At 71.0% G+C, this 23,873-nt stretch carries 23 protein-coding genes; 14 read left to right on the forward strand and 9 right to left on the reverse strand.

Annotated features, from left to right (window positions below; genetic code table 11):
* Window positions 1-75: 75 nt before the first annotated feature.
* The 5 genes from DP107_RS01565 to DP107_RS01585 are packed head-to-tail and all read left to right on the forward strand — an operon-like array spanning window position 76 to window position 4,171.
* Complete coding sequence (locus DP107_RS01565) at window positions 76-558, forward strand: MOSC domain-containing protein (protein ID WP_144260374.1); 483 nt, start codon at window positions 76-78, stop codon at window positions 556-558.
* 25 nt (window positions 559-583) lie between these two features.
* The gene (locus tag DP107_RS01570; RefSeq protein ID WP_144260375.1) at window positions 584-1,408 is read left to right on the forward strand and encodes a YqcI/YcgG family protein; all 825 of its coding nucleotides are present in this window, start codon (window positions 584-586) and stop codon (window positions 1,406-1,408) included.
* A gap of 41 nt (window positions 1,409-1,449) precedes the next feature.
* Window positions 1,450-2,022: a cysteine hydrolase family protein gene (locus tag DP107_RS01575; RefSeq protein ID WP_144260376.1), complete on the forward strand. Its 573-nt coding sequence runs from the start codon at window positions 1,450-1,452 to the stop codon at window positions 2,020-2,022.
* Between the two features lie 56 nt (window positions 2,023-2,078).
* A complete protein-coding gene (locus DP107_RS01580; RefSeq protein WP_144260377.1) occupies window positions 2,079-3,257 on the forward strand; it encodes a nicotinate phosphoribosyltransferase in 1,179 nt (392 codons plus the stop codon).
* The gene (locus tag DP107_RS01585) at window positions 3,254-4,171 is read left to right on the forward strand and encodes a bile acid:sodium symporter family protein (RefSeq protein WP_185977126.1); all 918 of its coding nucleotides are present in this window, start codon (window positions 3,254-3,256) and stop codon (window positions 4,169-4,171) included. The genes DP107_RS01580 and DP107_RS01585 overlap by 4 nt, the downstream gene beginning before the upstream one ends.
* Before the next feature lie 124 nt (window positions 4,172-4,295).
* Here the strand turns inward: DP107_RS01585 and DP107_RS01590 are convergent, their stop codons facing one another.
* Window positions 4,296-5,297, reverse strand: a complete 1,002-nt coding sequence (locus DP107_RS01590) for a phosphate uptake regulator PhoU (RefSeq protein ID WP_144260378.1) — start codon at window positions 5,295-5,297, stop codon at window positions 4,296-4,298.
* 322 nt (window positions 5,298-5,619) lie between these two features.
* Here DP107_RS01590 and DP107_RS01595 point away from each other — a divergent pair, with 322 nt between their 5' ends.
* The 5 genes from DP107_RS01595 to DP107_RS01615 all read left to right on the forward strand — a co-directional run bounded on the left by DP107_RS01595 (window position 5,620) and on the right by DP107_RS01615 (window position 11,482).
* Window positions 5,620-6,696, forward strand: coding sequence for a PstS family phosphate ABC transporter substrate-binding protein (locus tag DP107_RS01595; protein ID WP_144260379.1), 1,077 nt, complete (start codon window positions 5,620-5,622; stop codon window positions 6,694-6,696).
* Between the two features lie 58 nt (window positions 6,697-6,754).
* Window positions 6,755-7,720 carry a phosphate ABC transporter permease subunit PstC gene (pstC, locus tag DP107_RS01600; protein WP_144260380.1) on the forward strand — a complete coding sequence of 322 codons (966 nt, stop codon included), beginning with the start codon at window positions 6,755-6,757 and terminating at the stop codon, window positions 7,718-7,720.
* On the forward strand, window positions 7,720-9,336 hold the full coding sequence (gene pstA / locus DP107_RS20625) for a phosphate ABC transporter permease PstA (protein ID WP_144260381.1): 1,617 nt from the start codon (window positions 7,720-7,722) through the stop codon (window positions 9,334-9,336). Before pstC ends, pstA begins: the two co-directional genes overlap by 1 nt.
* Window positions 9,336-10,214: a phosphate ABC transporter ATP-binding protein PstB gene (gene pstB, locus DP107_RS01610; protein WP_144260382.1), complete on the forward strand. Its 879-nt coding sequence runs from the start codon at window positions 9,336-9,338 to the stop codon at window positions 10,212-10,214. Before pstA ends, pstB begins: the two co-directional genes overlap by 1 nt.
* Before the next feature lie 68 nt (window positions 10,215-10,282).
* Window positions 10,283-11,482 (forward strand): DUF3179 domain-containing protein, encoded by a 1,200-nt coding sequence (locus DP107_RS01615; protein ID WP_144260383.1) that lies wholly within the window; start codon window positions 10,283-10,285, stop codon window positions 11,480-11,482.
* A 43-nt stretch (window positions 11,483-11,525) separates the two neighbouring features.
* Here DP107_RS01615 and DP107_RS01620 read toward each other — a convergent pair whose 3' ends face one another.
* On the reverse strand, window positions 11,526-12,812 hold the full coding sequence (locus tag DP107_RS01620; RefSeq protein WP_144260384.1) for an outer membrane protein assembly factor BamB family protein: 1,287 nt from the start codon (window positions 12,810-12,812) through the stop codon (window positions 11,526-11,528).
* A 97-nt stretch (window positions 12,813-12,909) separates the two neighbouring features.
* Here DP107_RS01620 and DP107_RS01625 point away from each other — a divergent pair, with 97 nt between their 5' ends.
* The 3 genes from DP107_RS01625 (at window position 12,910) to DP107_RS01635 (ending at window position 15,336) form a co-directional block, all read left to right on the forward strand.
* The gene (locus tag DP107_RS01625) at window positions 12,910-13,170 is read left to right on the forward strand and encodes a hypothetical protein (protein WP_144260385.1); all 261 of its coding nucleotides are present in this window, start codon (window positions 12,910-12,912) and stop codon (window positions 13,168-13,170) included.
* A 448-nt stretch (window positions 13,171-13,618) separates the two neighbouring features.
* Window positions 13,619-14,281 (forward strand): phosphate signaling complex protein PhoU, encoded by a 663-nt coding sequence (phoU, locus tag DP107_RS01630; RefSeq protein ID WP_144260386.1) that lies wholly within the window; start codon window positions 13,619-13,621, stop codon window positions 14,279-14,281.
* 464 nt (window positions 14,282-14,745) lie between these two features.
* Entirely contained in the window at window positions 14,746-15,336 is a 591-nt protein-coding gene (locus DP107_RS01635; RefSeq protein ID WP_144260387.1) for a 50S ribosomal protein L15e, read from the forward strand.
* Window positions 15,337-15,554: 218 nt separating this feature from the next.
* Here DP107_RS01635 and DP107_RS01640 read toward each other — a convergent pair whose 3' ends face one another.
* Window positions 15,555-15,971 carry a helix-turn-helix domain-containing protein gene (locus DP107_RS01640; protein WP_238330734.1) on the reverse strand — a complete coding sequence of 139 codons (417 nt, stop codon included), beginning with the start codon at window positions 15,969-15,971 and terminating at the stop codon, window positions 15,555-15,557.
* Between the two features lie 229 nt (window positions 15,972-16,200).
* Here DP107_RS01640 and DP107_RS01645 point away from each other — a divergent pair, with 229 nt between their 5' ends.
* Window positions 16,201-16,677 (forward strand): histidine kinase, encoded by a 477-nt coding sequence (locus DP107_RS01645; RefSeq protein ID WP_144260388.1) that lies wholly within the window; start codon window positions 16,201-16,203, stop codon window positions 16,675-16,677.
* Window positions 16,678-16,696: 19 nt separating this feature from the next.
* Here DP107_RS01645 and DP107_RS01650 read toward each other — a convergent pair whose 3' ends face one another.
* From DP107_RS01650 to DP107_RS01675, 6 genes are all read right to left on the reverse strand, one after another.
* The gene (locus DP107_RS01650; protein ID WP_144260389.1) at window positions 16,697-17,131 is read right to left on the reverse strand and encodes a Zn-ribbon domain-containing OB-fold protein; all 435 of its coding nucleotides are present in this window, start codon (window positions 17,129-17,131) and stop codon (window positions 16,697-16,699) included.
* Window positions 17,128-18,324 (reverse strand): thiolase C-terminal domain-containing protein, encoded by a 1,197-nt coding sequence (locus tag DP107_RS01655; protein ID WP_144260390.1) that lies wholly within the window; start codon window positions 18,322-18,324, stop codon window positions 17,128-17,130. Before DP107_RS01655 ends, DP107_RS01650 begins: the two co-directional genes overlap by 4 nt.
* Window positions 18,325-18,405: 81 nt before the next feature.
* Window positions 18,406-21,204 carry an alanine--tRNA ligase gene (gene alaS, locus DP107_RS01660; protein WP_144260391.1) on the reverse strand — a complete coding sequence of 933 codons (2,799 nt, stop codon included), beginning with the start codon at window positions 21,202-21,204 and terminating at the stop codon, window positions 18,406-18,408.
* Between the two features lie 184 nt (window positions 21,205-21,388).
* A complete protein-coding gene (locus DP107_RS01665) occupies window positions 21,389-22,897 on the reverse strand; it encodes a class I adenylate-forming enzyme family protein (protein WP_144260392.1) in 1,509 nt (502 codons plus the stop codon).
* A gap of 143 nt (window positions 22,898-23,040) precedes the next feature.
* On the reverse strand, window positions 23,041-23,247 hold the full coding sequence (locus DP107_RS01670) for a hypothetical protein (protein WP_144260393.1): 207 nt from the start codon (window positions 23,245-23,247) through the stop codon (window positions 23,041-23,043).
* Entirely contained in the window at window positions 23,195-23,833 is a 639-nt protein-coding gene (locus DP107_RS01675; protein WP_144260394.1) for a helix-turn-helix transcriptional regulator, read from the reverse strand. Before DP107_RS01675 ends, DP107_RS01670 begins: the two co-directional genes overlap by 53 nt.
* Between the last annotated feature and the right edge of the window lie 40 nt (window positions 23,834-23,873).

A 23,873-nucleotide genomic window follows, 5' to 3' on the forward strand; every position in this document is an offset into this window, starting at 1 on the left:
CCGGGTCCGGGGCGGAGACATCGGTCCGGCGGCGGTGACCGACGGATTGAGGCCGTCGCAGTGGCAGGCGGCGATATGGACGAGCACGGTCGCGTCGCGGCTATCCACGTCGCGCCCGAGCAGGGCGCCCCGGTCGAGCCACGGGAGACGGTCCGGGCGGTGGCCGGCCGGGGGCTGCGGGGCGACCGGTACTTCGAGGAGATGGGCACCTTCGCCGACCGCTCGGGCAGTGACCTGACACTCATCGAGCGGGAGGCGCTGGCCGCGGTCGAGCGCGACCACGACATCGCCCTCGCGCCTGGGGTCCACCGGCGGAACGTGACGACCGCGGGCGTCGCGCTGAACCACCTGGTGGGCGAGCGGTTCCGGGTCGGCGGCGCGGTCTGTGTCGGCGAGGCCCTCTGCGAGCCCTGTTCGTACCTGGAGCGCCATCTCGAGCGCGAGGGGATCCGCGAGGCGCTGGTCCACCGGGGCGGCCTCCGCGCCCGGGTCGTCGAGGGCGGCACGGTCGCCCTCGGCGACGCCGTCGCGGTCGTCGACGGGGGACCGGAGAATTGAATCCGCTCCGGGACCATGTGCGGATATGAACGAGCCGGGCATCCAGTCCGTGATGGACCAGGGGACCCTGGCCGAGCGTGTCGCGGCCGGCGAGACGCCGGAGTGGGTCGCCCGCCACTGGCGCACGTTCCGCGATGCCCTGACCGGCGAACACGAGGGCGAGTCGTTCCCCTGCTTCTTCGGCGCCGAGTCGGTCGCCAACGGGGAGCCGCTGTACACCGCGGTCCCGTCGATGCGGGAGAAGGACGCGCTGCTCCGGTTCCGGGACGCACTGCTCGAGTACCTCGACCGGTACGAGGACCGCAACGGTCGGGCCTCGTTCGTCGTCTTCTTCCGCCCCGACCCGAGCGTGGAGACGGAGGCCGACTACCACGAGGCGCTGTGGCACGTGCTGAAGGTGCTGCACGTCCACGACCCGTCGCCGTGGCCCGACGACATCCCCACCGGGACCGATAGCCGGTTCTGGGAGTTCTGCTTCGGCGACGAGCCGATCTTCCCGACCTGCCGGGCCCCGTTCTACGACGACTATCGCAGCCGCTACTGCCCGGTCGGCCTGGAGATCACGTTCCAGCCGCGGTCGCTGTTCGACGGCATCACCGGCGACACCGAGGCCGGACAGCGGGCTCGCGAGACCATCCACGGGAACCTCGAGGCCTACGACGGCGTCTGTCCGCACGCCAACCTCGGCGACTGGGGGGCGCCGGGCGACCGGGAGTGGCACCAGTATATGCTCCCGGAGGACGAGTCGCAGGCGCCGGACGCGTGTCCGGTGACGTTCACGCGCGAGCACCCGAAGGTCGACCACCGGTTCGACCCGGCGATGCCGGCGCCGGCGTCGGCCGACGACTGACCGGCACGACTGTTAAGCCCCTGGCCGACCGTTCCACCCACATGACCGACACGGCACCACTCCTGCCGGCCGAGGCGGTCCTGGTGCTGGTCGACTTCCAGGCCGGTTTCGGCGACCCGCGCTGGGGTGACCGGAACAACCCCGACGCCGAGGGTCGGGCCCGGGAGCTGCTGGCGGCTTGGCGCGAGCGCGGGCGGGCGGTCGCCCACGTGCGACACGACTCGGCGGCGGCCGACTCCCCGCTCAAGCGCGGGGAGCCGGGGTTCGCGTTCATCGAGGGGTTGGAACCGGCGGACGGCGAACCGGAGTTCGTCAAGTCGGTCAACGGCGCGTTCGTCGACACGGACCTGGAGTGGTGGCTCCGGGACAACGGCCACCGCGCGCTCGTCGTCGCGGGGCTCACCACCGACCACTGCGTCTCGACGACGGTCCGGATGGCCGAGAACCGCGGCCTGGAGGTGGCCGTCGTGGCCGACGCCTGCGCCACCCACGCCCGGAGCCTGGGCGGGGAGCGGTTCGACCCCGAAACGGTCCATCGAACGGCGCTCGCACACCTCTCGGGCGAGTTCGCGACCGTCGCCGGCACCGCCGACGTCCTGGACGCGCTGTCGTAGGGTCGGGACCCCCGGCACCCGGGAGGTTTTTCGCCCTGCCACGACTCCGCATGTCCATGCCAGAGGACGACCAGCCGTTCGCCATCGTCCCGCCCGCCGCCATCCGCGACGGTCGCGCGACCGACGCGTACTTCCGCCGGACGGAGGCGGCGCTGGACGCGGCCGACCGGAACCCCCACGTCGTCGCCGAGGTCACCGCGAGCCAGTTCCCGACCGGCGAGCCGGCGCTGTTCGACGGCATCCAGGACGCCGTCCACCTGTTCGAGGGGCTCCCGGTCGACGTGCACGCGCTCCCGCCGGGGACGTGCTTCGACGGCGGCCCTGTCGTCCGCATCGAGGGGCCGTACCGCTCGTTCGCGCGGTACGAGACGTCGCTGCTGGGGTTCCTCTCGGGGGCGACGGCGTTCGCCACGGCCGCCCACGAACTCCGGCGGGCCGCGCCGGAGACGCCCGTGCTCTCCTTCGGCGCGCGCCACCTCCACCCGTCGCTGGCCGCGGTCCTGGAGCGGTCGGCGCTGCTCGCGGGGTTGGACGGCTTCTCGCACGTCGCCGCCGGCGACCGGCTGGGTCGCGAGGCGAGCGGGACGATGCCCCACGCCCTGGTCATCTGCTTCGGGCGCGGCGAGCAGGAGGCCGCGTGGCGGGCCTTCGACGACGGCGTCGACCCCGACGTCCCTCGGACCGCGCTCGTCGACACCTACAGCGACGAGGTGGACGAGGCCGTCCGGGCGGCCGAGGCCGTCGACGACCTGGGCGGCGTCCGGCTGGACACGACCGGCTCCCGGCGGGGCGACTTCCGGCACATCTGCCGGGAGGTCCGCTGGGAGCTGGACGCCCGCGGCCACGACGACGTCGACCTCTTCGTCTCGGGCGGGCTCGGGGTCGCGGACCTCCGCGAACTCCGGGACGTCGCCGACGGGTTCGGCGTCGGCGGCGCCATCAGCAACGCCGACCCGGCCGACTTCGGGCTGGACATCGTCACCGTCGAGGGGGAACCGGCCGCAAAGCGCGGGAAGCTCCCGCTCCCCAAGCAGGTCTACCGGACGCCGGACGGGGCCCACCACGTCGGCCTCGCCCACGAGGAGGGCCCGGCCGACGGCGACCCGCTGCTGGAACCGGTCGTCGCGGACGGCGAACTCGTCCGGGAGTTCGACCTCGACGCGGGCATCGGGCGCGCCCGCGAGGACGCCGCGCTGGTGTTCGAGGGCGGGTCCGGTGGCGAGGACGACGGGTGAGCGCCGTCACCCGGGCCGCCCGAATCGTCGACGACTACCTCGTCGGCTGGGTGGCGCTGGCCGTGCTCGCGGGGCTGGCCGTCCCCGAGCTGGGCGCGGTGACGGCGCTCTCGACACCCATCCTCGCCGCGATGGTCGGCTCCGTCTCGCTGACCCTCTCCGCCGGGGCGTTCCGGGCGGTCGACCGCCGCGCGCTCGCCGTGGCCCTCGTCGCACAGACCGGGATGGTGCTGGCCGCGTTCGCCGTCGCGCGCCTGCTCGGCCTCGGGCCCGCCCTGACGGTCGGGTTCGTCGTCCTCGGTGCCGTGACGCCGGAACTCGTCACGCCCGTGATGACCGAACTCGCGGACGGCGACACCGCGCTCGCCTCCGCGGTGCTCGTCCTCGTCGGGCTGGGGAGCGTCGGCCTCGTCCCGGGGGCCGTCACCGTCCTCGTGGGCGACGCCGTGGCGTTCGACACGTCCCGCATCGTCCGCGGGCTGGCGCTCGCGGTCGTCCTGCCGATGGCCGCCGCGGTCGGCCTCCGGTCGCGCTTCACCGAACGGGTCGCCCGGTACGACGACCTCTACCCCTCGGTCGCCGCCGGCCTCGTCGTCGTCATCATCGGCGGCGTGACGGCCGCGAACGCGGCTCTCCTCCGGGCCGGCGGCTCGCGCCTGGCCGCGGTCGTCGCCGGCGCGCTCGCGCTCAACGTCGCCGGCTACGCCGCGGGCTGGTTCGCGGGGAGCCCGTTCGACCGCCCCGCCCGCATCGCCACGACGCTCTCGGTCGGGATGCGCGACTTCGCCGTCGCGGCCGCGCTGGTCGTCGGCGCCGGCTTCCCGCCGACCGCGGCGCTCCCGGCCGTCGCCTTCGGCGTCGTGGAGCTCGTCACCAGCGCCGGGCTGGCCCGCTGGTTCCGGAGGGACGGGTAACTCCGAGCATTGCCTTCGAGACGCCGACACAGTCGAGCGGGGAGCGGCATTCCCGCGTTGTCCCGGCAGTTACGCACATAGCCGACGCGTATCAGTGTTCACCGGAGCGGGCCCTCCGCCGGCCTCAGGGTTTCGGTGCGGCGTTCTGCAGCGCCGTCTCGGCGACGTTGCCGCCGTAGTCGCCCGCGCGGGTGAGCGAGTCGACGACGAGCCCGAGCAGCTGTGCCTGCTGGGGGTCGAGTTCGTGACCGCGGACGAGCGAGTCGACCTCGCGGGCCCGCTCGTCGACGTCCTCGATGCGGCGCCGGGCGTCGTTGGCCATCCGGGTGGCCGCCTCGGAATCCGCCTCCAGCAGCGCGTCCATGGCCGTCTCGATGACCCCCTCGGCGGCGGCGTGGAGCTCCTCTATGACGGCCGCGGCGTCGGCTGGCATCTCGTCGAGCGCCCGGGCGTGGCTGCTGATCTTGGCCGCGTGGTCGGCCACGCGCTCGAGCTGGCGGGCCGAGGAGTGGTAGTCGAAGCAGGTCTCGCGGTCCAGCCCGATGTCGGCGGCGGCGCCAGGGTCCCGGAGGACGGAGCGGAACACGCGCGAGACCATCGACCAGAGCCGGTCGACGTCGTCGTCGCGCTGGACCACGTCCGCGGCGAGGTCGTCGTCGTCCTCCACGAGGGCAGCCACGCTGTCGGCCAGCATCGTCGTCGCGACGAGCCGCATCCGGGTGATGGCGTTGTGCAGCGACAGCTCCGAGGAGTCGAGCAGGTCCTGCAGGCGGACGCGCTCGGAGGTCTCGCCGATGACCTCCAGCCCCACCAGCGACTGGACCGCGTCGCGGATGGTCCGGCGCTGGGCCGCGGTCACGCGGGCGCTCTGCAGCGTGATGATATCGAACCCGCTGACGTACATCGTGACCACCGCGCGCATCAGCTCCTGGTCCGCCAGGTCGCCGATATCGAGGGTCCCCTCGATCTTCTCCTCGTCGCTCTGAGGGGTCAACAGCAGTGCCTCCTCCTCCGGGTGGAACTCGACGACGCTGCCGCCGCTGACGCCGTTATCGGTCGCCCAGTCCTTCGGCAGCGAGACGGTGAACGTCGACCCGCCGGTCACCTGCACCTTGCGCGTCTCCATGACCGTCCCTGTGAGGCCACCCATCATAAATCGATTCATATCTATATACGAGATGTCAGTTAGACATAGTTCGCCGTCATGCCCCCTGCACGGCTGGAAACGGTCGGGTCGAGTGCCCGTCGATGGAGGAGTATTGACCCGAAGCGGCGCCGCCACTGCCCCCGTCCGCGCCGCTGTTTGACGTTCAGCGCCGGTCCACGGCCGATATAGCGAGATGGGGGCGGGATGTGACACGTACTGATACCTTTACCTATATAGTAATCAGTTCAGAGTATAGCAGTCATAGTAGACTACTTACCCGCTCCATGTCCGGGGACAGGTGATGTCAGAAAACGACCGGTTCGACACCGCATCGCGCCGCAAGTTCATCGCCGGCGCCGGGGCTGCCGGCATCGCGCTCGCCGCAGGTTGTACAGAGGGCGGCGACGGCGGTGACGGCGGTGACGGCGGTGACGGTGGTAGTGGCGGTGACGGCGGTGACGGTGGCAGTGGCGGCGACGGCGGCGACGGTGGCAGTGGCGACGGGGAGATGAACCTCTCGGGGGAGATCAGCGTCACCGGGAGTTCGACCGTCTTCCCGCTCGCGACCGCCGTGGCCGAGGAGTTCCAGGGCATGCACAGCGACGTCGACATCAGCATCCAGTCGACCGGCTCCGGCGGCGGGTTCGAGAACTTCTTCTGCCCCGGGGAGTCCGACATCAACAACGCCTCGCGTCCGATCAAGGACAGCGAGATGGAGAACTGCCAGAGCAACGACGTCCAGCCCCACGAGATCAAGGTCGCGACCGACGCCCTGACGGTCATCATCAACAACGAGAACGACTGGGCGACCGAGATGACCATCGACGAGCTCGCACAGGTCTGGGGCCCGGAGGCCGGCGACGGCCAGACCTGGGCGGACGTCAACTCGGACTGGCCCGACGAGGAGATCGAGCGGTTCGGCGCCGCCGAGACCTCCGGGACCTTCGACTACTTCACCGAGGTCATCAACGGCGAGGAGGGCGCCCACACGCAGGACTACGAGCCCACGGAGCAGGACCGGACCATCGTCCAGGGGGTCACGGGGAGCCAGTACGCGATCGGCTACCTCGGCTTCGCCTACTACTCCCAGAACCCGGACCAGGTCACCGCGGTTGCCGTCGACAGCGGTGACGGCCCGGTGGCGCCGTCGCTGGAGACGGCAAAGTCCGGCGAGTACACCCCGCTGGCCCGGCCGCTGTTCACCTACCCCAACCAGAACCGGCTCACCGAGACCCATATCGCGGAGTTCTGCCGGTTCTTCGTCGAGCAGACCACCAACACGGAGCTCGTCGCCAACCAGGTCGGCTACGTGCCCAACAGCGAGGAGGAGAAGAACACGGAACTGGAGGAGCTGAACGCGGCCATCGAGAACGCCTAACGGTTCCGGTCGCATCCACCCACTTTAACACATTCCCACCGATACGACCCCTCAACGAATGAGCAACGAACCTGCGGACATGGACCTGACCGGGGACCGTGGCTCCCAGACGGTCCGCGAGGGAATCTACCATCTCGTCTTCTTCATCTGTGCCGCGGTGTCGGTGCTGACCACCATCGGTATCGTCCTCTCGCTGGCGGGGCCGGCGTTCGGGCTGTTCGGTGGCTCCGGCTTCTTCCAGGACGTATCGCTGAGCGAGTTCCTGCTCAGTACGGACTTCAGCCCGGCGATCAAGCCGACCGTGTTCGGCGTGTTGCCGCTGGTGTTCGGCACGCTGCTCATCACGGTGGGCGCGGCAGCGGTCGCGCTCCCGTTCGGACTGCTCACCGCCATCTACCTGAGCGAGTACGCGAGTTCGCGGCGGCGGGCGGTGCTGAAGCCGCTGCTCGAGGTGCTGGCCGGGGTCCCGACGGTCGTCTACGGCTACTTCGCGCTGGTCTACGTGACGCCGATCCTCGACGCCGTCCCGGGGATCGAACTGGGAACGTTCAACGCCCTCTCCGCGTCGCTGGTGATGGGCATCATGATTATCCCCATGGTTTCCTCGATCAGCGAGGACTCGATGAGCGCGGTGCCGGACTCGCTTCGGAACGCCTCGTACGGGCTCGGCTCGACAAAGTTCGACGTGTCGACCGGTGTCGTCGTCCCGTCGGCGGCCTCCGGCATCGCCTCCTCGTTCATCCTCGCGATCTCCCGGGCGGTCGGCGAGACGATGATCGTCGTGGTCGCGGCCGGCCAGACCGCACGGTTCCCCGGCAGTGCCACCGAGCTGCTGAACTCCTTCTTCCAGTCGACACAGACGATGACGTCGGCGATCGTCCAGCTGGGACTGAGCGACCTCGCCGGCGGAACGACCGCCTACCGGGCCCTGTTCGCCATCGGTCTGGTGCTGTTCGTCATGACGCTTGTGCTCAATCTCGTGAGTGACGTGCTCGTCCGGCGCTACCAGGAGGACTACGAATAATGGCAACCGAAACCGGCACGACGACGGAGGGCGCGGCGTTCGGAAAGATCAGTCGGCTCCGGGGGATCGTCTTCGAGTACCTCACCCTCGCGGCCTCGGTGTTCGGCATCGCCTCGCTGGGGGTGTTGCTGGGGTACGTCTTCTGGGATGCGTTCGGCCTCCAGGCGGCCGACCCCCTGTGGTACGCCGCGTTCGCCGTGACGCTCGTGCTCCCGCTGACTGGCTTCGCCCTCTACGGCCGCCGGAACGCGCTGGCCGGGGAGGTCGCCCTCGAGCTGTTCTCGACGGTGATGGCCGGCGTTCTCGGTGGCTTCGCGCTGGTCGTCGTGCTGGAGGTGATCGCCGGGTCCGACGTCTGGTCCGCCTACTTCGCCACCGTGGCGGGCCCGCTGGCCGGGCTGTTCGTCTACGGGCGGCGGAACGAGGCCAACTGGGTCGGGCTCGCGGGCCTCGGCGCCCTCGTCGTCGGTCCGGTCGTCGGGACCGTGGCGCTCGACCCGCTCACCCGGGTCGGGGAGCTGCTCGGCGGTCCGGGCATCTACTTCCTCTCGTTAGTGCTCCCCGCGGCGGCGATCGCACGGTACGTCGTCGGGGACGTCCTCGAGTTCGGGAGCGGTGACTACGCCGCCCTGGCCACCGTCGTCGTCGCCCTCGTCGGGGTTCCGGTCGCCGACCAGTTCGCGGCGGTCACGCGTCCGATCTGGCTGATGTTCCACGTGGCACTCGTCGTGCCGTTCGGTATCGTCGCCGCGAAGAACCTCGCGGACCGGGACCGATGGATCGGGTTCGCCGGCCCGCTGATCCTCGCCGGTGGCGTCGCACTGCTGGTGACGCTACCCGAGGTGTTCGGCATCGCCGGGCCGGAGCCGTGGTTCGACTGGCAGTACGTCACCGCAAACCCGTCCCGTTTCGCCGATCAGGCCGGCCTGTACCCGGCCATCATCGGTTCGATCTTCATGATCGTGCTCGTGGCGCTCCTCACGCTGATGCTCGGGGTGGGTGCGGCGCTGTACCTCGAGGAGTATGCCCCCTCCAGCGGTCCTCTGGGGGCGGTGACGCGGTTCATCCGCATCAACATCTCCAACCTCGCGGGGGTCCCCTCGGTCGTTTACGGACTGCTCGGGCTGGCGGTGTTCGCCAACACGCTCCGGCTCGGGTTCGGGACCGTCATCACGGCGGCGTTCACGCTATCCCTGCTCATCCTTCCGATCGTCATCATCTCGGCGCGCGAGGCGATCCAGTCGGTGCCGGACTCGCTGCGCGACGCCTCCTACGGGATGGGGGCGACCAGATGGCAGACGGTTCGCAACGTCATCATGCCGCGGGCAATCCCCGGCATCCTGACCGGCACCATCCTGGCGCTGGGGCGGGCGATCGGGGAGACGGCACCGCTGATCATGATCGGCGTCGCGACGACCAAGTTCAGCCCTCCCGGCGGACTGTTCGGGAAGATGACGGCGATGCCGATGCAGATCTACACCTGGGCGGGGTTCCCGAGCCAGGAGTTCCAGCACGGTGTCGTCGCGGCCGGGGTGGTGACGCTGCTGGTCGTGCTCCTCACGATGAACTCCATCGCGATACTCATGCGGAACAAGTTCGAACAGAGTGATATCTGATGTCCCAGAACGAGAACACCACGACCACGACCGATGAGGGCGGAACCGACCCACAGACCGATGACGAGAAGCTCATCTCCACGGACGTGACGACCGGCGAGGAGTCGGCGAGGGCGGCCGCCACCTCGCGGACGATGGTCGAGGCCCGTGGCGTCGACGTCTACTACGGCGATCTCCAGGCACTCGACGACGTGTCGCTGGAAATCCCCGAGGGGAAGGTCACGGCGATGATCGGGCCCTCTGGCTGTGGGAAGTCGACCTTCCTCCGCTGTATCAACCGGATGAACGACTTGGTCGACAGCGCCCGCGTCGAGGGGGACCTCCTGCTGAAGGGGAAGAACGTCTACGACGACGACGTCGACCCGGTCGCGCTGCGGCGACAGGTCGGGATGGTGTTCCAGGAGCCCAACCCGTTCCCCAAGAGCATCTACGACAACGTCGCCTACGGCCGGCGCATCCAGGGGCTCGAGGGTGACATGGACGAGGAGGTCGAGAAGGCGCTCCGGCGGGCGGCGCTGTGGGACGAGGTGAATGACCAGCTCGACAAGTCGGGCCTCGACCTCTCCGGCGGCCAGCAACAGCGCCTCTGCATCGCCCGCGCCATCGCCGTCGACCCGGAGGTCATCCTGATGGACGAGCCCGCCTCCGCACTCGACCCCATCGCCACCTCGAAGATCGAGGACCTCATCGAGGAGCTGGCCGAGGACTACACCGTCGTCATCGTCACCCACAACATGCAGCAGGCGGCCCGCATCTCCGACCAGACGGCCGTCTTCCTCACCGGTGGCGAACTCGTCGAGTTCGACGACACGCAGAAGATCTTCGAGAACCCGGAGCACGACCGCGTCGAGGACTACATCACCGGCAAGTTCGGATGAGCTCCGCGGCCGGACGCCGTCACATCGCCGTGCCGTCGGCTCGTCCCGCGGGGTCGTAGGGGGCCGGGATGAACAGGCGCGCGTATCTCGCGTCACTCGTCGGGTGTTGCTCCGGGCTCGCCGGCTGCTCCGGGCTCGCCGGCGATGCCACCGTGACGGAGACGGCCGCCCCCGTCCCACGGACGGCGACCGCCGCACCGGTGCCGGGACCGACCACACCGTCGGAACTCCCCGTCCCGGAATCGGAGTTGGTTCGCGCCGCTCCCCGGGACGGGATTCCCGCGATAACCGAGCCGGCGTTCGGCGAGACGTGGTCGGGCATCACCGTCGCCGCCGAGAGTCTCTCGCGGGGGGAGTTCACCGTCGACCTCGAACTGCGCCCGCAGGACGTGGTCATCGGCGTCGCGCTCGAGGGCGAGGCCAGGGCGTACCCGCTGAAGCTCCTCTCCTGGCACGAGGTTGTCAACGACACGGCCGAGGGGCGGCCCCTGCTGGTAACCTACTGTCCCCTCTGTGGGAGCAGCATCGTCACCCGGCGAACGGTCGGCGGCGAGCCGGCGCGGTTCGGCGTGAGTGGCCTGCTGCTGGACCAGAACCTGGTCCTGTACGACGGGGTCACGGGGTCGCTGTGGTCGCAGCTGGCGGCCACCGCCATCCGTGGCCCGCGGACCGGCGACCGGCTCGAACTCCTGCCGTCGGCGGTGACACGACTGGACACGTGGCGCGAGCAGCACCCCGGGGCACGGGTGCTCCTCCCCCCGCCGCGGTCCGGGAGCGTCGACGACCGGACGTTCAACTACAACCGGGACCGGTACGGAGCGTACTACGCGAGCGAGCGCGTCGGGGCGCCGGGCGCGGGCCGGTCGGCCGCGGATGCCCGAATCCACCCGAAGACGTCGGTCATCGGCATCCGCTCCGGGGGAACTGCCCGTGCGTATCCGTTCCCCATCGTTCGCGAGCGGGGCGTCATCAACGACACCGTCGGGCGCACGCCGGTCGTCGTCGCTGCCGGCCCGGGTCGGTCGGTGAGCACGCTCTCGGGGAGCATGGTCGCCTACGACCGCCGGGTCGACGGCCGGACGCTCCGGTTCGAACGAGGGGAGACGGGCGACCTCCACGCCGGCGGGTCGCGCTGGGCCATCACGACGGGACTCGCGCTGGACGGGCCCCACCGGGGAGCCAGGCTGGCGTCCGCCGGGCCGCCGCCGCAGTTCTGGTTCGCCTGGCGCGAGCGTCACCCGGGGGCGGAACTGTACGGCCACGGGTGAGGCCGGCTGACTCGCGGCCGCGGTCGAGGGGGCGGACGGGCGTTCACTTCGTCGTCCCGCGCCGACGCCACAGCCAGGCCCCGCCACCCACCAGCGCCACCACGCCGCCACCGACGACCCCCCACGGTGTCGTGCCATCGGTCGCCGAGCGCTCGTCCAGCGCGTACAGGCGACCGTCGACGGTTCCGAGGTAGAGACGGCCCCCGGCCACGGCCGGGGCGTTGCCGCGGCTCGTCGTCCCCCTGTCGGCCGGGGCGAGCGGCCCGCCCGGGTCGAACGCCGCCAACTCCCGCCCGGTTCCGGCGTTCAGCGCGTACATCCCGGTTCGTCTCGTCCCGGCGTAGACGGTACTCCCCGCCACGACCGGGGCGGTCGTGACCCGCGCGTCCGCCTCGAAGGTCCACTCCCGGGTGCCGTCGTCCGCCGCCAGCGCGACAACCGACGGTCCGCTCCCGACGTAGACGGTGCCAGCGGCCACCGCCGGCGGGGCCCGGACCGCGGTCTCCGTTCCGACGGCCCAGCGCTCGGTCCCGTCCGCGGCGTCGAGCGCGTACAGTCGCCAGTTCTGCGGGTCGCCCGTCGACCGGTCGGAGCCCCCGACGTAGACGGTGTCCTCGGTCACCGCCGGGGCGGCGGTCACGGCGGCGCCCGTCCCGACCGTCCAGCGGGGGTCACCGGTCGCGGCATCGAGCGCGCGCAGGCGGTCGTCCCAGCCCCCGACGTAGACGGTGTCACCGGCCACCGCCGGGGCGGCCGACACCTCGTCGTCGGTCGTGTGCGTCCAGGCCGGCTCGCCGGTGGCCGCGTCCAGCGCGTACACCGTCCCGTCCAGCCCGCCGACGTAGACGGCCCCATCGACCACCGTGGGCGACGCGTCGACGCCGGCCGGGACCTCGTGACGCCACCGTTCCGCGCCGGCGGCCGCGTCCAGCGCGACCACGCCCCGTTCGCGGCTCCCGACGTAGACGGTCCCGTCGGACACCGTCGGGTCACCCCCCACTGGACCGACATCGGCCGTCCACTTCCGCGTCCCATCGGCCGCGGCGACGGCGTAACAGTTGCCGTCGAGGCTTCCCGCGTAGACGGTGCCGTCGACCACTGCCGGAGCGGTCGTCGCGGCCCCGGTCCCGACGGTCCACGCGGGACCCAGTGCGTCCGACGGTCCCTCGTTCCCGGCGGCGTACCCGTCCCGCCCCGGACCGTGACCGAGCGTCGGCCACCGGTCGTCCGCAGCTCTTGCCCGGCCGGCCACGGCGACGCCCCCGACCGCGCCAGCGACCGCGCCGATATCGCGGAGGACCTCGCGACGGGTCGGTCCCGTTCGTCGCATCTGCCGGTGAGGCGCCCGCGACCGACATAAGCCATGTGCAGGCCACCGAAGCGCGACGGGCACGAGACAGTTCATTCCGCACCGTACACCCCGGTGTATGCGACTCCGTTCGCTGTTCGGCGCGGTCGTGAGCTACGCGCTCCTCCTGCTGGCCGTCGCGGGCATCGGCGGCGCCCTCTGGTTCTCGGCCCGGATAGCACTAGCCGGGGCGCGGGTCAGCGGACTCCTGTTCTCGGTAGGGCTCGTCGTGCTCGGCGGCTTCCTCGGCTGGGCCGTCCGGATGGCCGTCGGCGGGAACCTGCTCCCCGCGGACGTCGACCCGACGACGGTGTTCCGTGGCGGCCAGGGCGGACTGTGACCGCGATGGTCGCCGGTCCGACGACGGTCGCTCGCTGCCCGGAAGCGGGTCACGTTCGGCGACGTGCTCCGTCCCCCGAAAGGTAAGCGAAGCCCCTCTACTACGGGGTCCGAAGCCACGACGGCGCTCGGTTCGAACCGCTACACGCCGGACCCTCCTCGAAGGCCGCGAGCGCGTTCCGCGGATTCGGCGTCCGAAGTCGGGAGGGCAGCGGGGGGACCAGTCAGGGGCCGAGTCCGACACAGCCCGCCAGCCCCGCGAGACCGGCGGCGCTGGTCGGGCAGAGGGGTTCTCGCCGTCGCATCGCCCGGATATCGGAACCCCCGGTCATATCTCTCCCGGGGGCGCTGGCCGGCACAAGAGTAAGGGGGCACGGGTCATACCGTTTCCTCATGGGTCGACGTTGCCCCGTGGGCCGTGTCCCGCTCGGTGAACCGGGGGTGGGCCCGTGACCCGCGAGTCCTTCCGCGAGGAACTGCGTGACCTCCGGGCGGCCGTCGTGGCCCTCGGACGGGACGTGCTCGACGGGTTCGAGCGTGCGGCCGACGCGCTCGCCGACGGCGACGAGGCGGCCGCACGCGAGGTGATCGAGGGGGACGCCGCGGTCAACGAGCGGTATCTCGACCTCGAATCCCGGTGTATCGACCTGCTGGCGCTGCAACAGCCCGTCGCCGGCGACCTTCGCTTCGTGACCTCGACGTTCAAGATCCTCACCGACATCGAGCGCATCGGCGACCTCGCGACGAACCTGGCCGAGCAGGCCCTGCAGAAGCGCGCGGACCACGTCCCGGACGTGAACGTCGCCGACCTCACCGACATCGCCGCGGAGATGGTCGTGGCCGCGCTGGACGCATACGAGCGCGGCGACCCGGAGGCGTGTCACGCGGTCGCCGACCAGGACGACGAGCTGGACGGCCTCTGCCAGCGGGTCGCCGACATCGTCATCGAGGACCTCGTCGGCCGCGAGGGGACCGTCGACGACGACCTGCTGACCGGCGTCCGCCGCCTCCTGCTGACGGTCCGGGACGTCGAACGCGTCGGCGACCACGCGGTCAACATCGCGGCCCGGACGCTGTACATGATCGAGGGGTCGGAGACGCTGCTGTACTGAGTCCGGGAACGGCACCCATATCTCGGTAATCAGTGGTTTTCTCGACTCGATCGCCACTCTATCAGCTTCTCCGCCGAACTACCGTACAACACCGGTAGCGATGGCGTCGGCGCACGTCACACGGGTGACCACGAGAGAGGTCCACGGGGCGCTCGCGGGGGACATCCCGCCCCATCGCCACCCGCGAGACGCTCCGGTCGGCGGCGGGGCGGCCCCGTGACTCCGGTCGCGGCCGCCGTCGCGGGAGGCCGCGGGGCGTTCGAGGCCTCCGCCGTGGCCGGCGGGGCCGCTCCCCGGACGGCACGACGGGCACGTTCCGAAGCGCTTAGAACCCCGAACCGAGAACACATCGGTAACTCGTCGGTCGCGGGCACCGGCGGGCACCTGCCACGGCAGGATGGAATGTGGCCGGCGGGGGCAGAGCCCCCGACAGGCTGAACCACGCAACGCCCGCGGTGAAAGACATGACACGAAGCTTCTACTCGCACATCCGGGAGGCCTGGAACTCCCCCAAGGAGGGGAAACTCGCCGAGCTACAGTGGCAGCGCCAGCAGGAGTGGCGCGACCAGGGCTCCGTCGAGCGCATCGAGCGGCCCACGCGACTGGACCGGGCCCGCTCGCTGGGCTACAAGGCAAAGCAGGGTATCGTCGTGGCCCGGGTCGCCGTCCGGAAGGGCGGAGCCCGCAAGCAGCGGTTCAAGGCCGGGCGGCGCTCCAAGCGCCAGGGAGTCAACAAGATCACCCGCCGGAAGTCCATCCAGCGCATCGCCGAGGAGCGCGCCAGTCGGAAGTTCCGGAACCTCCGCGTGCTCAACTCCTACTGGGTCGGCGAGGACGGCTCGAAGAAGTGGCACGAGGTGGTCCTCGTGGACCCCGAGCACCCCGCCATCGAGAACGACGACGACCTGAACTGGATCTGCGACGACGCCCAGCGGGGCCGGGCGTTCCGCGGGCGCACCTCCGCCGGCCAGTCCAACCGCGGCCAGCAGGGCCGTGGCAAGGGCACCGAGCACACGAAGCCGAGCCTCGGCGCCGACCGGCGGCGCGGGAAGTAGCGCAGCACCCCCGTTCTCCGTCGTTCGTCACCCCACGAGCCGCCGCCACGGCGTGTCCCGCTCGGGGGATGGGCGACATCGACCGTGGACCCCCAGGGAGGGCGCCACCCACGGCGGGAGCGTACGGCCAGTCACATGCCACGGCCGCCGGGAGTTCGCCCGGCCGCCGCCGAGCGGTTCACCGGGCGGTATCCCGCCGGGCGGGGGGCGGGGTGGGGCTACTCGTCGACGTCCTCGGCGTCGGGGCCGAACTCGTCGATGCGCTCGTGGACGTAGGCCGTCCACTCGTCCAGGGTTTCGTGCATCAGGTCGCGGGCCTCCGCCAGCGGGGTCGCGGTGTACTGGTAGACGTGGCCGCCAGAGTCGAGCAGTCGGCGCTGCCGGGCGGCGAGGTCCTTCTCGCGGAGGGTCGTGAGCGAGCGGTTCACGTTCGAGCGGTCACGCTCCAGCTCGTCCGCGAGCTCGGCGACCGTGCTCCCGGGGTTCTCCAGCAGCGTGAGATAGGTACGAGCCTCGTGGCGCTGGACGCCGAAGACGCAGGCCATCACGTCGGCAAAACCCGGCTCGTCGTCGATCATCAGCTCGCGGAAACGACCCGGGTCGGGATCGGAGGACGGGGTGTGCATCGTATCCATACCTAGTGACGGAACGGGAATAAATTCCGTCGTTACCTCGGGTTCACCTAGATTCTCACCCGGAGGACGAACGACCCGTTCGTCCGTCGCGCGTCGACCCGGGTCGCCAGGGGTCGGAACCGCCCCGGTCGCGCCGCGCCCGGGCTCGCGGCTGGGCGGTGATGTGACCCTGTCGCCCGCGCGCGGTTCCACCCCAGGACTACCCGGGGCCCGGCGGTGGATCCGGTCGATGAGAGAGACGGAACCCGCGGAACCGACGTTCGTAGCCGACGTGGACGTATCGTGGAGAGGTGGCGTGGTCGCCGGGCTCGCCGGCGGGGCCGTCATGGCGGCGGTCATGCTGGCCATGAACCCGGCGCCCATCGAGGTCGCCATCCCGAGCCTCTACGGGCTGGCGCCGCCGGCCAGCGGGGCCGCCGGGCTGACCATCCACCTCGCGCACGGCGCCGTGCTGGGCGTCGTCTTCGGGGGGCTGACTGGAGCGGCCGGCATCACGGCGTCGCGCGGGAAGCTGCTCGGCGCGGGCGTCGCCTGGGACGTCCTCACGTGGGTCGTGCTCGCGGCGCTGGTGATGCCGGCCTGGCTGTCGGCGGTCGGGTCGCCGGCGTCGCCGCCGCTGCCGAACTTCGCGCTCCCGAGCCTGCTGTGGCACGTCGTCTACGGCGTCGTCGCCGCGGCCGTGCTCCCGTCGGTCGCGGAGCTGTAACGCGGGACCGACGGTCGGGTCACCGCGGCTCGAAGAGGTGGACCGGCCACGCCGCCTCGTAGTCGAGCGCGGCCTCGCGCTCGGCCGCCGTCGGCTCGCGGACCCGCAGTTCGACCGGGTCGCCGATGGTCACGTCGTCATGGTCGGCGTCGACCCGTCCGAGCAGGCGGCCGCCGCCGTCGAGTTCGACCACCGCGACGGTGTACGGGGCGTCGTCGGCCAGCGCCGGCGGCGGGGTGTGGACGGCGGTGTGGGTGTAGACGGTCCCCTCGCGGGGCTGCTCCGCGACCGTCACGTCCCGACTGCCGCAGGCGTAGCAGGCCGGGCGGGGCGGCAGGAGCACCTGTCCGCAGTCCGCACAGACCCCACCGAGCAGGTCACCGTCCGCCAACGCGTCGAAGAACCCCGGCAGCGTCAGCGGGTGCTCGGCGTCGAGCGCTCGGTCACGGCTCATCGGCCCACCTCCGGGGCCGCGGTCAGGACGTGGGCGACGGTCACCGCGTCGGCGACACCCCCCTCGTTCAGCAGGAGCGCCGTCTCCGGCGACGAGGGCGCCCCCTCCGGCGGGTCGCCGGGCCGTTCGCCCGCCACACCCGTCAGCTGTTCGTACGCCTCGACGGCCTGGAGCAGCCCGGTCGCGCCGACCGGGTGGCCCCGAGCCTTCAGCCCGCCGCTCGTACTCAGCGCCACGTCGGTCCAGCCGTCGTCGCGCTCGGCCGGGGGGCGGTGGCTCTGGTAGCCCGTCCCGACGGGCGCGAACCCGGCGGCCTCCGAGAGGAGCGCCTCGGAGACGGTGAAGGCGTCGTGAACCTCCGCGATGTCGATGTCGGCGGCCGTGACGCCGGCCTCGGCGTAGGCGCGCTCGGCGGCGATCCTGGCTCCCTCGATGTGGGTCATGTCGCGCTCTGCGACGGCGATGTTGTTCGCCGCGGCGCCGGTGCCCGCGAGGTCCACGGCCGGAACGCCCAGTTCGGCGGCGGTCTCGGCGCTCGTCACGAGCACGACGGCCGCGCCGTCGGTGACGGGGGCACAGTCGAACAGCTTCAGCGGTGGCGCGACCGGCTGTGACTCGAGGACGGTGTCGACGTCGATCGTCTCGCCGAACTGCGCCCGCGGGTTTCGGGCGGCGTTGCGGTGGTTCTTCACCGCGATGCGAGCGAGGTCGCGCTCGGTCGCCTCCGTCTCGTGGAGGTAGCGCCGCGCGAGCAGGGCGTACTGGCTGGGAGCCGTGACCCCCGAGCGCTGCTCGATGGCGCGGTCGAACGCCGCCGCGAGTGACGCCGTCGCCACGTCGGTCCCGCCGGCGGTCATCTTCTCGACGCCACAGGCCAGGACCGCGTCGTGCTCGCCGTTGCGGACGTCCGTGACCGCGTGCCGGAGCGCGAGCGCCCCCGCGGCCGCACACCCCTCGACGCGTTCGGCGGGGACGTACCGGAGTCCGGCCCACTCCGCCAGCAGCGTGCCGTGCATGATCTGGTTCTCGTACCGCTCGGACTGGTTGCCGGCATACAGCGCCCCTACCAGCTCCGCCGGCGCCGGGAGTCCCTCGAAGGCCTCGTCGACCGCTACCGAGAACAGGTCACGTCCGGGCAGGGCCGTGCGGCCGAGTCGGGAGGCACCGACGGCCGCGATAACGGGTCGTGGCATGGGTGCGAAGGCTGACGAGCCGTTCAGTATTATAACTTCGCATACCGCGGGACCGGGTGACCGGCGCCCCTCGTGGCACTGTCAGGCCTCGAGCTTCCGGCGCAGCACGTCCGGCGCGTCCTCGAGCGCGTCGTCGAGGGCCTCTGCCTCGGGGCCGCCACCCTGGGCGAAGTCCGGCGGACCGCCGCCGCCGCCGCCGACCCTGCCCGCGAGCTCCGAGACGACCTCGCCGGCGTTGATACCGACCCCATCCGGGACGGCCACGACGAAGGTCGCGCCGTCGACGCCGGAGCCGATGACCGCCACCGTCCCCTCCTCGGCGAGCGCATTGGCGGTCGCCCGGAGCTCATCCATGTCGGCGTCGAGCCGCTGGACGACCGCCGTCGCGTCGCCGAGGTCGAGCTCCTCCCCCGACTCGCCGCCCTGCGCGCGGGCCTCCGCGAGCTGTTCCTTTAGCTCCTCGATGCGCTTGCCCCGGGCTTTCCACTCCTCGAAGAACCGCTCGGCGGTGTCGGGCACCGCCGGCGGGTCCACGTCCAGCGTGTCGGCCGCCTCGTAGAGGGCGTCCTCGGTGCGCTGCGTGGTCGTGATCGCGGCGTCGCCGGCGGCGAAGACGAGCCGCTCGACGCCGTCCTGGACCCGCTCCGTGCCGAGGATCTTGACGGCGCCGAGTTCGCCGGTCCGGCCGACGTGGGTGCCGGCGCAGGCCTGCACGTCGTCGCCGACGGTGACCACCCGGACCTCCGTCCCGGCGGGGATGCCGCCCTGGAACAGGTCGAAGCCGTAGTTGGCCTGGGCGTCGTTCCGGTCGAGCCACTCCTGGGTCACGGCGAGGTTCTCCCGGACCATGTCGTTCGCGACCCGCTCGATGGTCTTGACGGCCTCGCGGTCGATGCGGTCGTAGTGGGTCACGTCCAGCCGGGCCGACTCCGTCCCCTTCTGCGCGCCGGCCTGCCGGATGTGGTCGCCCAACACCTCGCGGGCGGCGTGGCCGATGACGTGCGTCGCGGTGTGGTGGCGCATCAGCCGGCGCCGGCGGGTGGCATCGATCTGCCCGCGGACGAACTCCCCCTTGCCCGGGTCCGCGTCCGCCCGGTGGAGCACGACCCCGTCGGCCTCCTGGACGTCGACGACCTCGGCGGTGAGGTCGTCGGTCGCGAGCGTTCCGGTGTCGCCGGGCTGGCCGCCGCCCTCCGGGTAGAACATCGTCTGGTCCAGCGCCACGTCGTACAGCGTCCCCCCGTCCTCGCCCGCGTCCGGCCGCTCGATGACATCGAGCACGACCGCCTCGAACTCCGTCCGCTCCTGGTCCTCGTAGAACAGTTTCTCCGTCCCCGGCAGGTCCACCACCCGGTCGTCGACGCCCTCGCTCCCGTCGTCAAGGGCACCGCCGCCGTGGCGCGAGGCGACCAGCGAGTAGAAGTCGTCCGGCACCTCCACCGCGGCGCCGTACTCGGCGGCGATCTCCTCGACGGTGTCCGGCTGGATGCCGTGGCTGTCGTACAGCTCGATGATCTCCTCCAGCGGGATGGGGTCGTCGCGCTCGGCGTACTCCTCGGCCAGCCCCTCGACCCGGCGGCCGCCGCGTTCGAGCGTCTCGCGGTACTTCTCGACCTCCGTCCGGACGATGTCCCGAACGGTGTCGCGGTTCCGGTAGCCCAGCCGCTCGGCCTGCATGTCGACCAGCTCGTCCAGCGGCGCGTCGACGCCCACGCTGTCGACGAGGCGCTTCGTCCGGCGGAGCACCATCCGCGCCAGGTAGCCCGTCCCCGCGTTCGAGGGGACGATGCCGTCACCCAGCATGTAGGCCAGCGTGCGGCAGTGGTCGGCGATGGCGTAGATCTCCTCCAGCGGCTCCATGAGCGCCTCCAGCCGCTCGACGTCCACGTCGAGCCGGTCGGCGATCTCCCCGCGGGCCGTCGCCATGTCCTCGGCCTCGTCGATGTCCATCCGGCCCGCCAGCTTGGCGGCCCGGTGGATGAGGTCCTCCTGGGTGTCGGTGTGCTCGATGCCGGCGTTCTCCTTCAGGAAGGCGATGGCCTCCGGGTAGACCGCCTCGTACACCGTCGGGGTGCCCTGGCTCATCCAGGTCCACCGCTCCAGCCCGTAGCCCGTGTCCACGATGTACGTGTCCATCGGGCTGTACCGGTTACCGTCCTTCAGCTCGTACTCCCCATCGGGGTCCTGCTCCATCGACATGAAGACGAGCGTCGCCAGCTCGGCCCCCTTGTAGATGACCTCGATGGCCGGGCCGGCGTTGCCGCCGCCGACCCACGGGTCCTCGATGTAGGTGATCGCCTCGATGTCGGCGCCGAGGTCCTCGAACAGCCCCTCGCAGAGCTCGACGGTCCGGTCCTTCCAGTACACCTCGCCCTCGTAGGCGTACTGGTCCGGGTCCTCGAGGTCCTCGCGGGCGTTGAACGCGTGGTGGGCCATCATCTCGAACGCCATCGTGTGGCGCCCGGTCTTGCCGACGTTGTCGATGTCCTGCATCCGGATACAGGGCTGGGAGACCGTCAGCGGGTTGGCCGGCGGCGGTGTTCTGCCGCTCGTCACGAGCGGCTGGAAGTCGTAGATCGAAGCCTGGGTCAGCAGCACGTCGTCGCGCCAGCGGTTCGCCGCGACCGGGTACGGGTCGATGCGCTCGTGGCCGTGGTCCTCGAAGTACGAGAGGAAGGCCTCGCGCATCTCCGTCAGGGAGTAGGCCTCGTCGAACCCGGGGTCGTCGATGAAGCCATACTCCTCGCAGGGCGGTTCGCCGCACAGTTCCCGCTCCTCGTCGCGGGTCCAGAAGTGGTCCCCGCAGTCCGGGCATTCCCGGCGGACGAACCCCTCCTCCCGGAAGTACTCCAGTTGATACTCCTCCGTGAGGTCGCTCATTGGGGCTATCTGGTCGTGGTTACGGCAAAAGGGTTCCGAAGGGGTGGCTCGGCGGCCCGCGGGCGATACCGGCCGGTGAGCCGGGCCCCACGGACGGGGGGCCCGCGTCGACGCCAACCGCCAGCCAGTCCTCGTCCGGCGGCGACGGTGGTCGTCCGACCGTGTCGACGATCCCGTTCCCCGGTCAGCCCAACTCCGCCCGGAGCGACACCTTGTCGATCTTCATCGTCGCCGTCTGTGGGAGTGCCTCCTCGCGGACGTGGACCTCGCGGGGAATCTTGTAGTCGGCCAGCGAGCCCCGACAGACGTCCTGCACCTCCGCCTCGGTCACGTCGCCGCGCACCACCGCGGTCACCTGCTCGCCGAGACGCTCGTGGGGCGTCCCGACGATCGCGGCTTCCTGCGCCTCGTCGAGTTCGTAGATCACGTCCTCGATTTCGCGGGGGTAGACGTTCTCCCCGCCGGTGATGATCATGTCGTCGAGGCGGTCGTCGAGGAACACGTGCCCGTCCGCGTCGCGGTGGCCGATATCGCCCGACCGGAGCCACTCTCTCCCCTCGCGCTCGACGAACACCGCCTCGTTCTTCGTCGGGAGGTCGTGGTAGCCCTTCATGACGGTGTCACCGTGCCAGAGCAGTTCCCCTCGTTCGCCGGGCTCGACCGCCTCGCCGGTGTCGGGGTCCTCGATTCGGAGGCGGGCGACGGCCCCCGCGACTGTCCCGACGCTCCCGGGCTTGCGAACCGCCTGTTCGGGCGAGTTGATGACCGCCAGCGGTGTCGTCTCCGTCATCCCGCCGCCCTCGTACAGCGTGCAGTCGAGCGCCGCCTCGACCTGCTCGATCCGCTCCTTCGGCATCGGCGAGCCGCCGACGACGAGGGTTTCCAGCGGCTCGATGTCGTACCCCCCGGGGCCGTGTTCGAGCAGGTCCAGCACCATCGTCGGGATCAACACGGTGTAGGTAATCCCCCGGGACTCCATCGTCCGGAGTGCCATCTCGGGGTCCCACTCCGGGAGCAGGTGGTTCTCCGCGCCGGTGACCACCGACGGGGTCGTGGTCCCGTTCAGGCCGGTGGCGTGGAAGCACGGCGCGATGGTGAGATAGACCGTGTCACTCGTCATGTGCATGTGTCGGGCGCCGCCGCGTGCGTTCGCGGCGAGGTTGCCGTGCGTGTGCTGGACGCCCTTGGGGTCGCCGGTCGTCCCGCTCGTGTAGAGGATCTCGGCGACCTGCGAGTCCAGTCGCTCGGCGGTGTGGAACGACTTCTCCGCGTCGGCCACCAGCTGGCCGTAGTCGGTCGTCCCCTCGATGTCCTCGTCGCCGACGGCCACGAGTTCGACCCCGAGGTCGCGGTCGGCGAACGCGTCGACGAACCGATCCAGCACCACCAGCGCCGAGGGCGCGACGTCCCGGAGGACGTGCGCGATCTCGGCCTCGCCGAACCGGAGGTTGATGGGCACCGGAATCGCCCCGAGCTTCATCGCACCGTAGTAACTGGTCACGAAGGTCGTCAGGTTCGGCAGGAACAGGGCGACGTGGTCCCCCGGCTCGACACCCAGGGCCGCCAGCCCGTTCGCGACCGCGTCCGTCTCGGCGCGCAGTTCCGCGTAGCTCATCTCCCGTTGCGGGTCCGTTACCGCCAGTTCGTCAGGGCGCTCGCGTGCCTGGATATCCACGTAGCTCGCGAAGTTCATCTCGAATCAGGGGTGCATCCCCGGATGAACCGGGGGTCGCTCGCCACTTATTTATTATCGATGAAATGACACATGGTGTGCGACTCCTTCACCCCGTGAGGCACGTACACGGTGTGAGCCGGGCGACGAGGCCCGTGGTCAGGTCAGTTGCCGAAGTCCGCGGGTGTGAGCTGGCGCGAGTCCGCGCGCAGATCGGTGTACGTCTCCCGGACCCATCGGCGAACCGGGTCGGCACGGCTCTCGACCCCCACCCGGAAGCTCCGCTGTTCGTCGTAGCCGGCCATCGCGGCGATGTCGTCACAGAGGGCGATGGCCCAGCTGATGTCCGTTCCGTCCGGTTCGAGATACATCGTCGCCCCGGCGCGTAACAGGTCGCGGTAGAGGTCCGCGAGACGGGGCCCCTCTGACCTCGTCGTAGAGCGGCCGGACCATCACCATCTCGAACGTCTGTCCGTCGCGGACGGCCTCGAGGGTGGCCTCGGCGGTTAGGGCACTGCCCGCGTAGGCCGTCCCGATGATCCGGTCGGACTCCTCGATGAGTCCCAGCCACCGGTCGACCGCCCGCATCACGTCGTGCGTATCGGGGTCGGAGATCCGCGCGTCGGCCAGGTGCCGCAGGTCGAACTCCATCGCCTCGATCGGCAGGTACGCCCGGACGGGCCCGAACCGACAGGAGAGGTCCATCGAGTCGCGGAGCCGGGCGTAGTCATCGGCGACCAGGTCACCCAGCCGGGTGGTCTCGTACCCGCTTCCCGACTCGACCGCCCACCCTCGTTCGGTGAAGTCCTCCAGGATACGCCCGATCATCACGTCCGAGACGCCGGTCTCGTCCACCAGCTCCAGTTGCGTATGCCGCCCCGCCGCGAGCTGTTCCAGTACCGCGACGCGGTTCTCCGAGCGCGTCAGGAAGCTGATCGCCTCGAACGCGTCCACCATACGCGGCTGGTGGACTGGCGCAGAGTGAATCGCCTCGGGG

Origin of the sequence: Haloglomus irregulare, from assembly GCF_007421925.1 — an archaeon.
In the GTDB taxonomy this organism is placed as follows: Archaea; Halobacteriota; Halobacteria; order Halobacteriales; family Haloarculaceae; genus Haloglomus; species Haloglomus irregulare.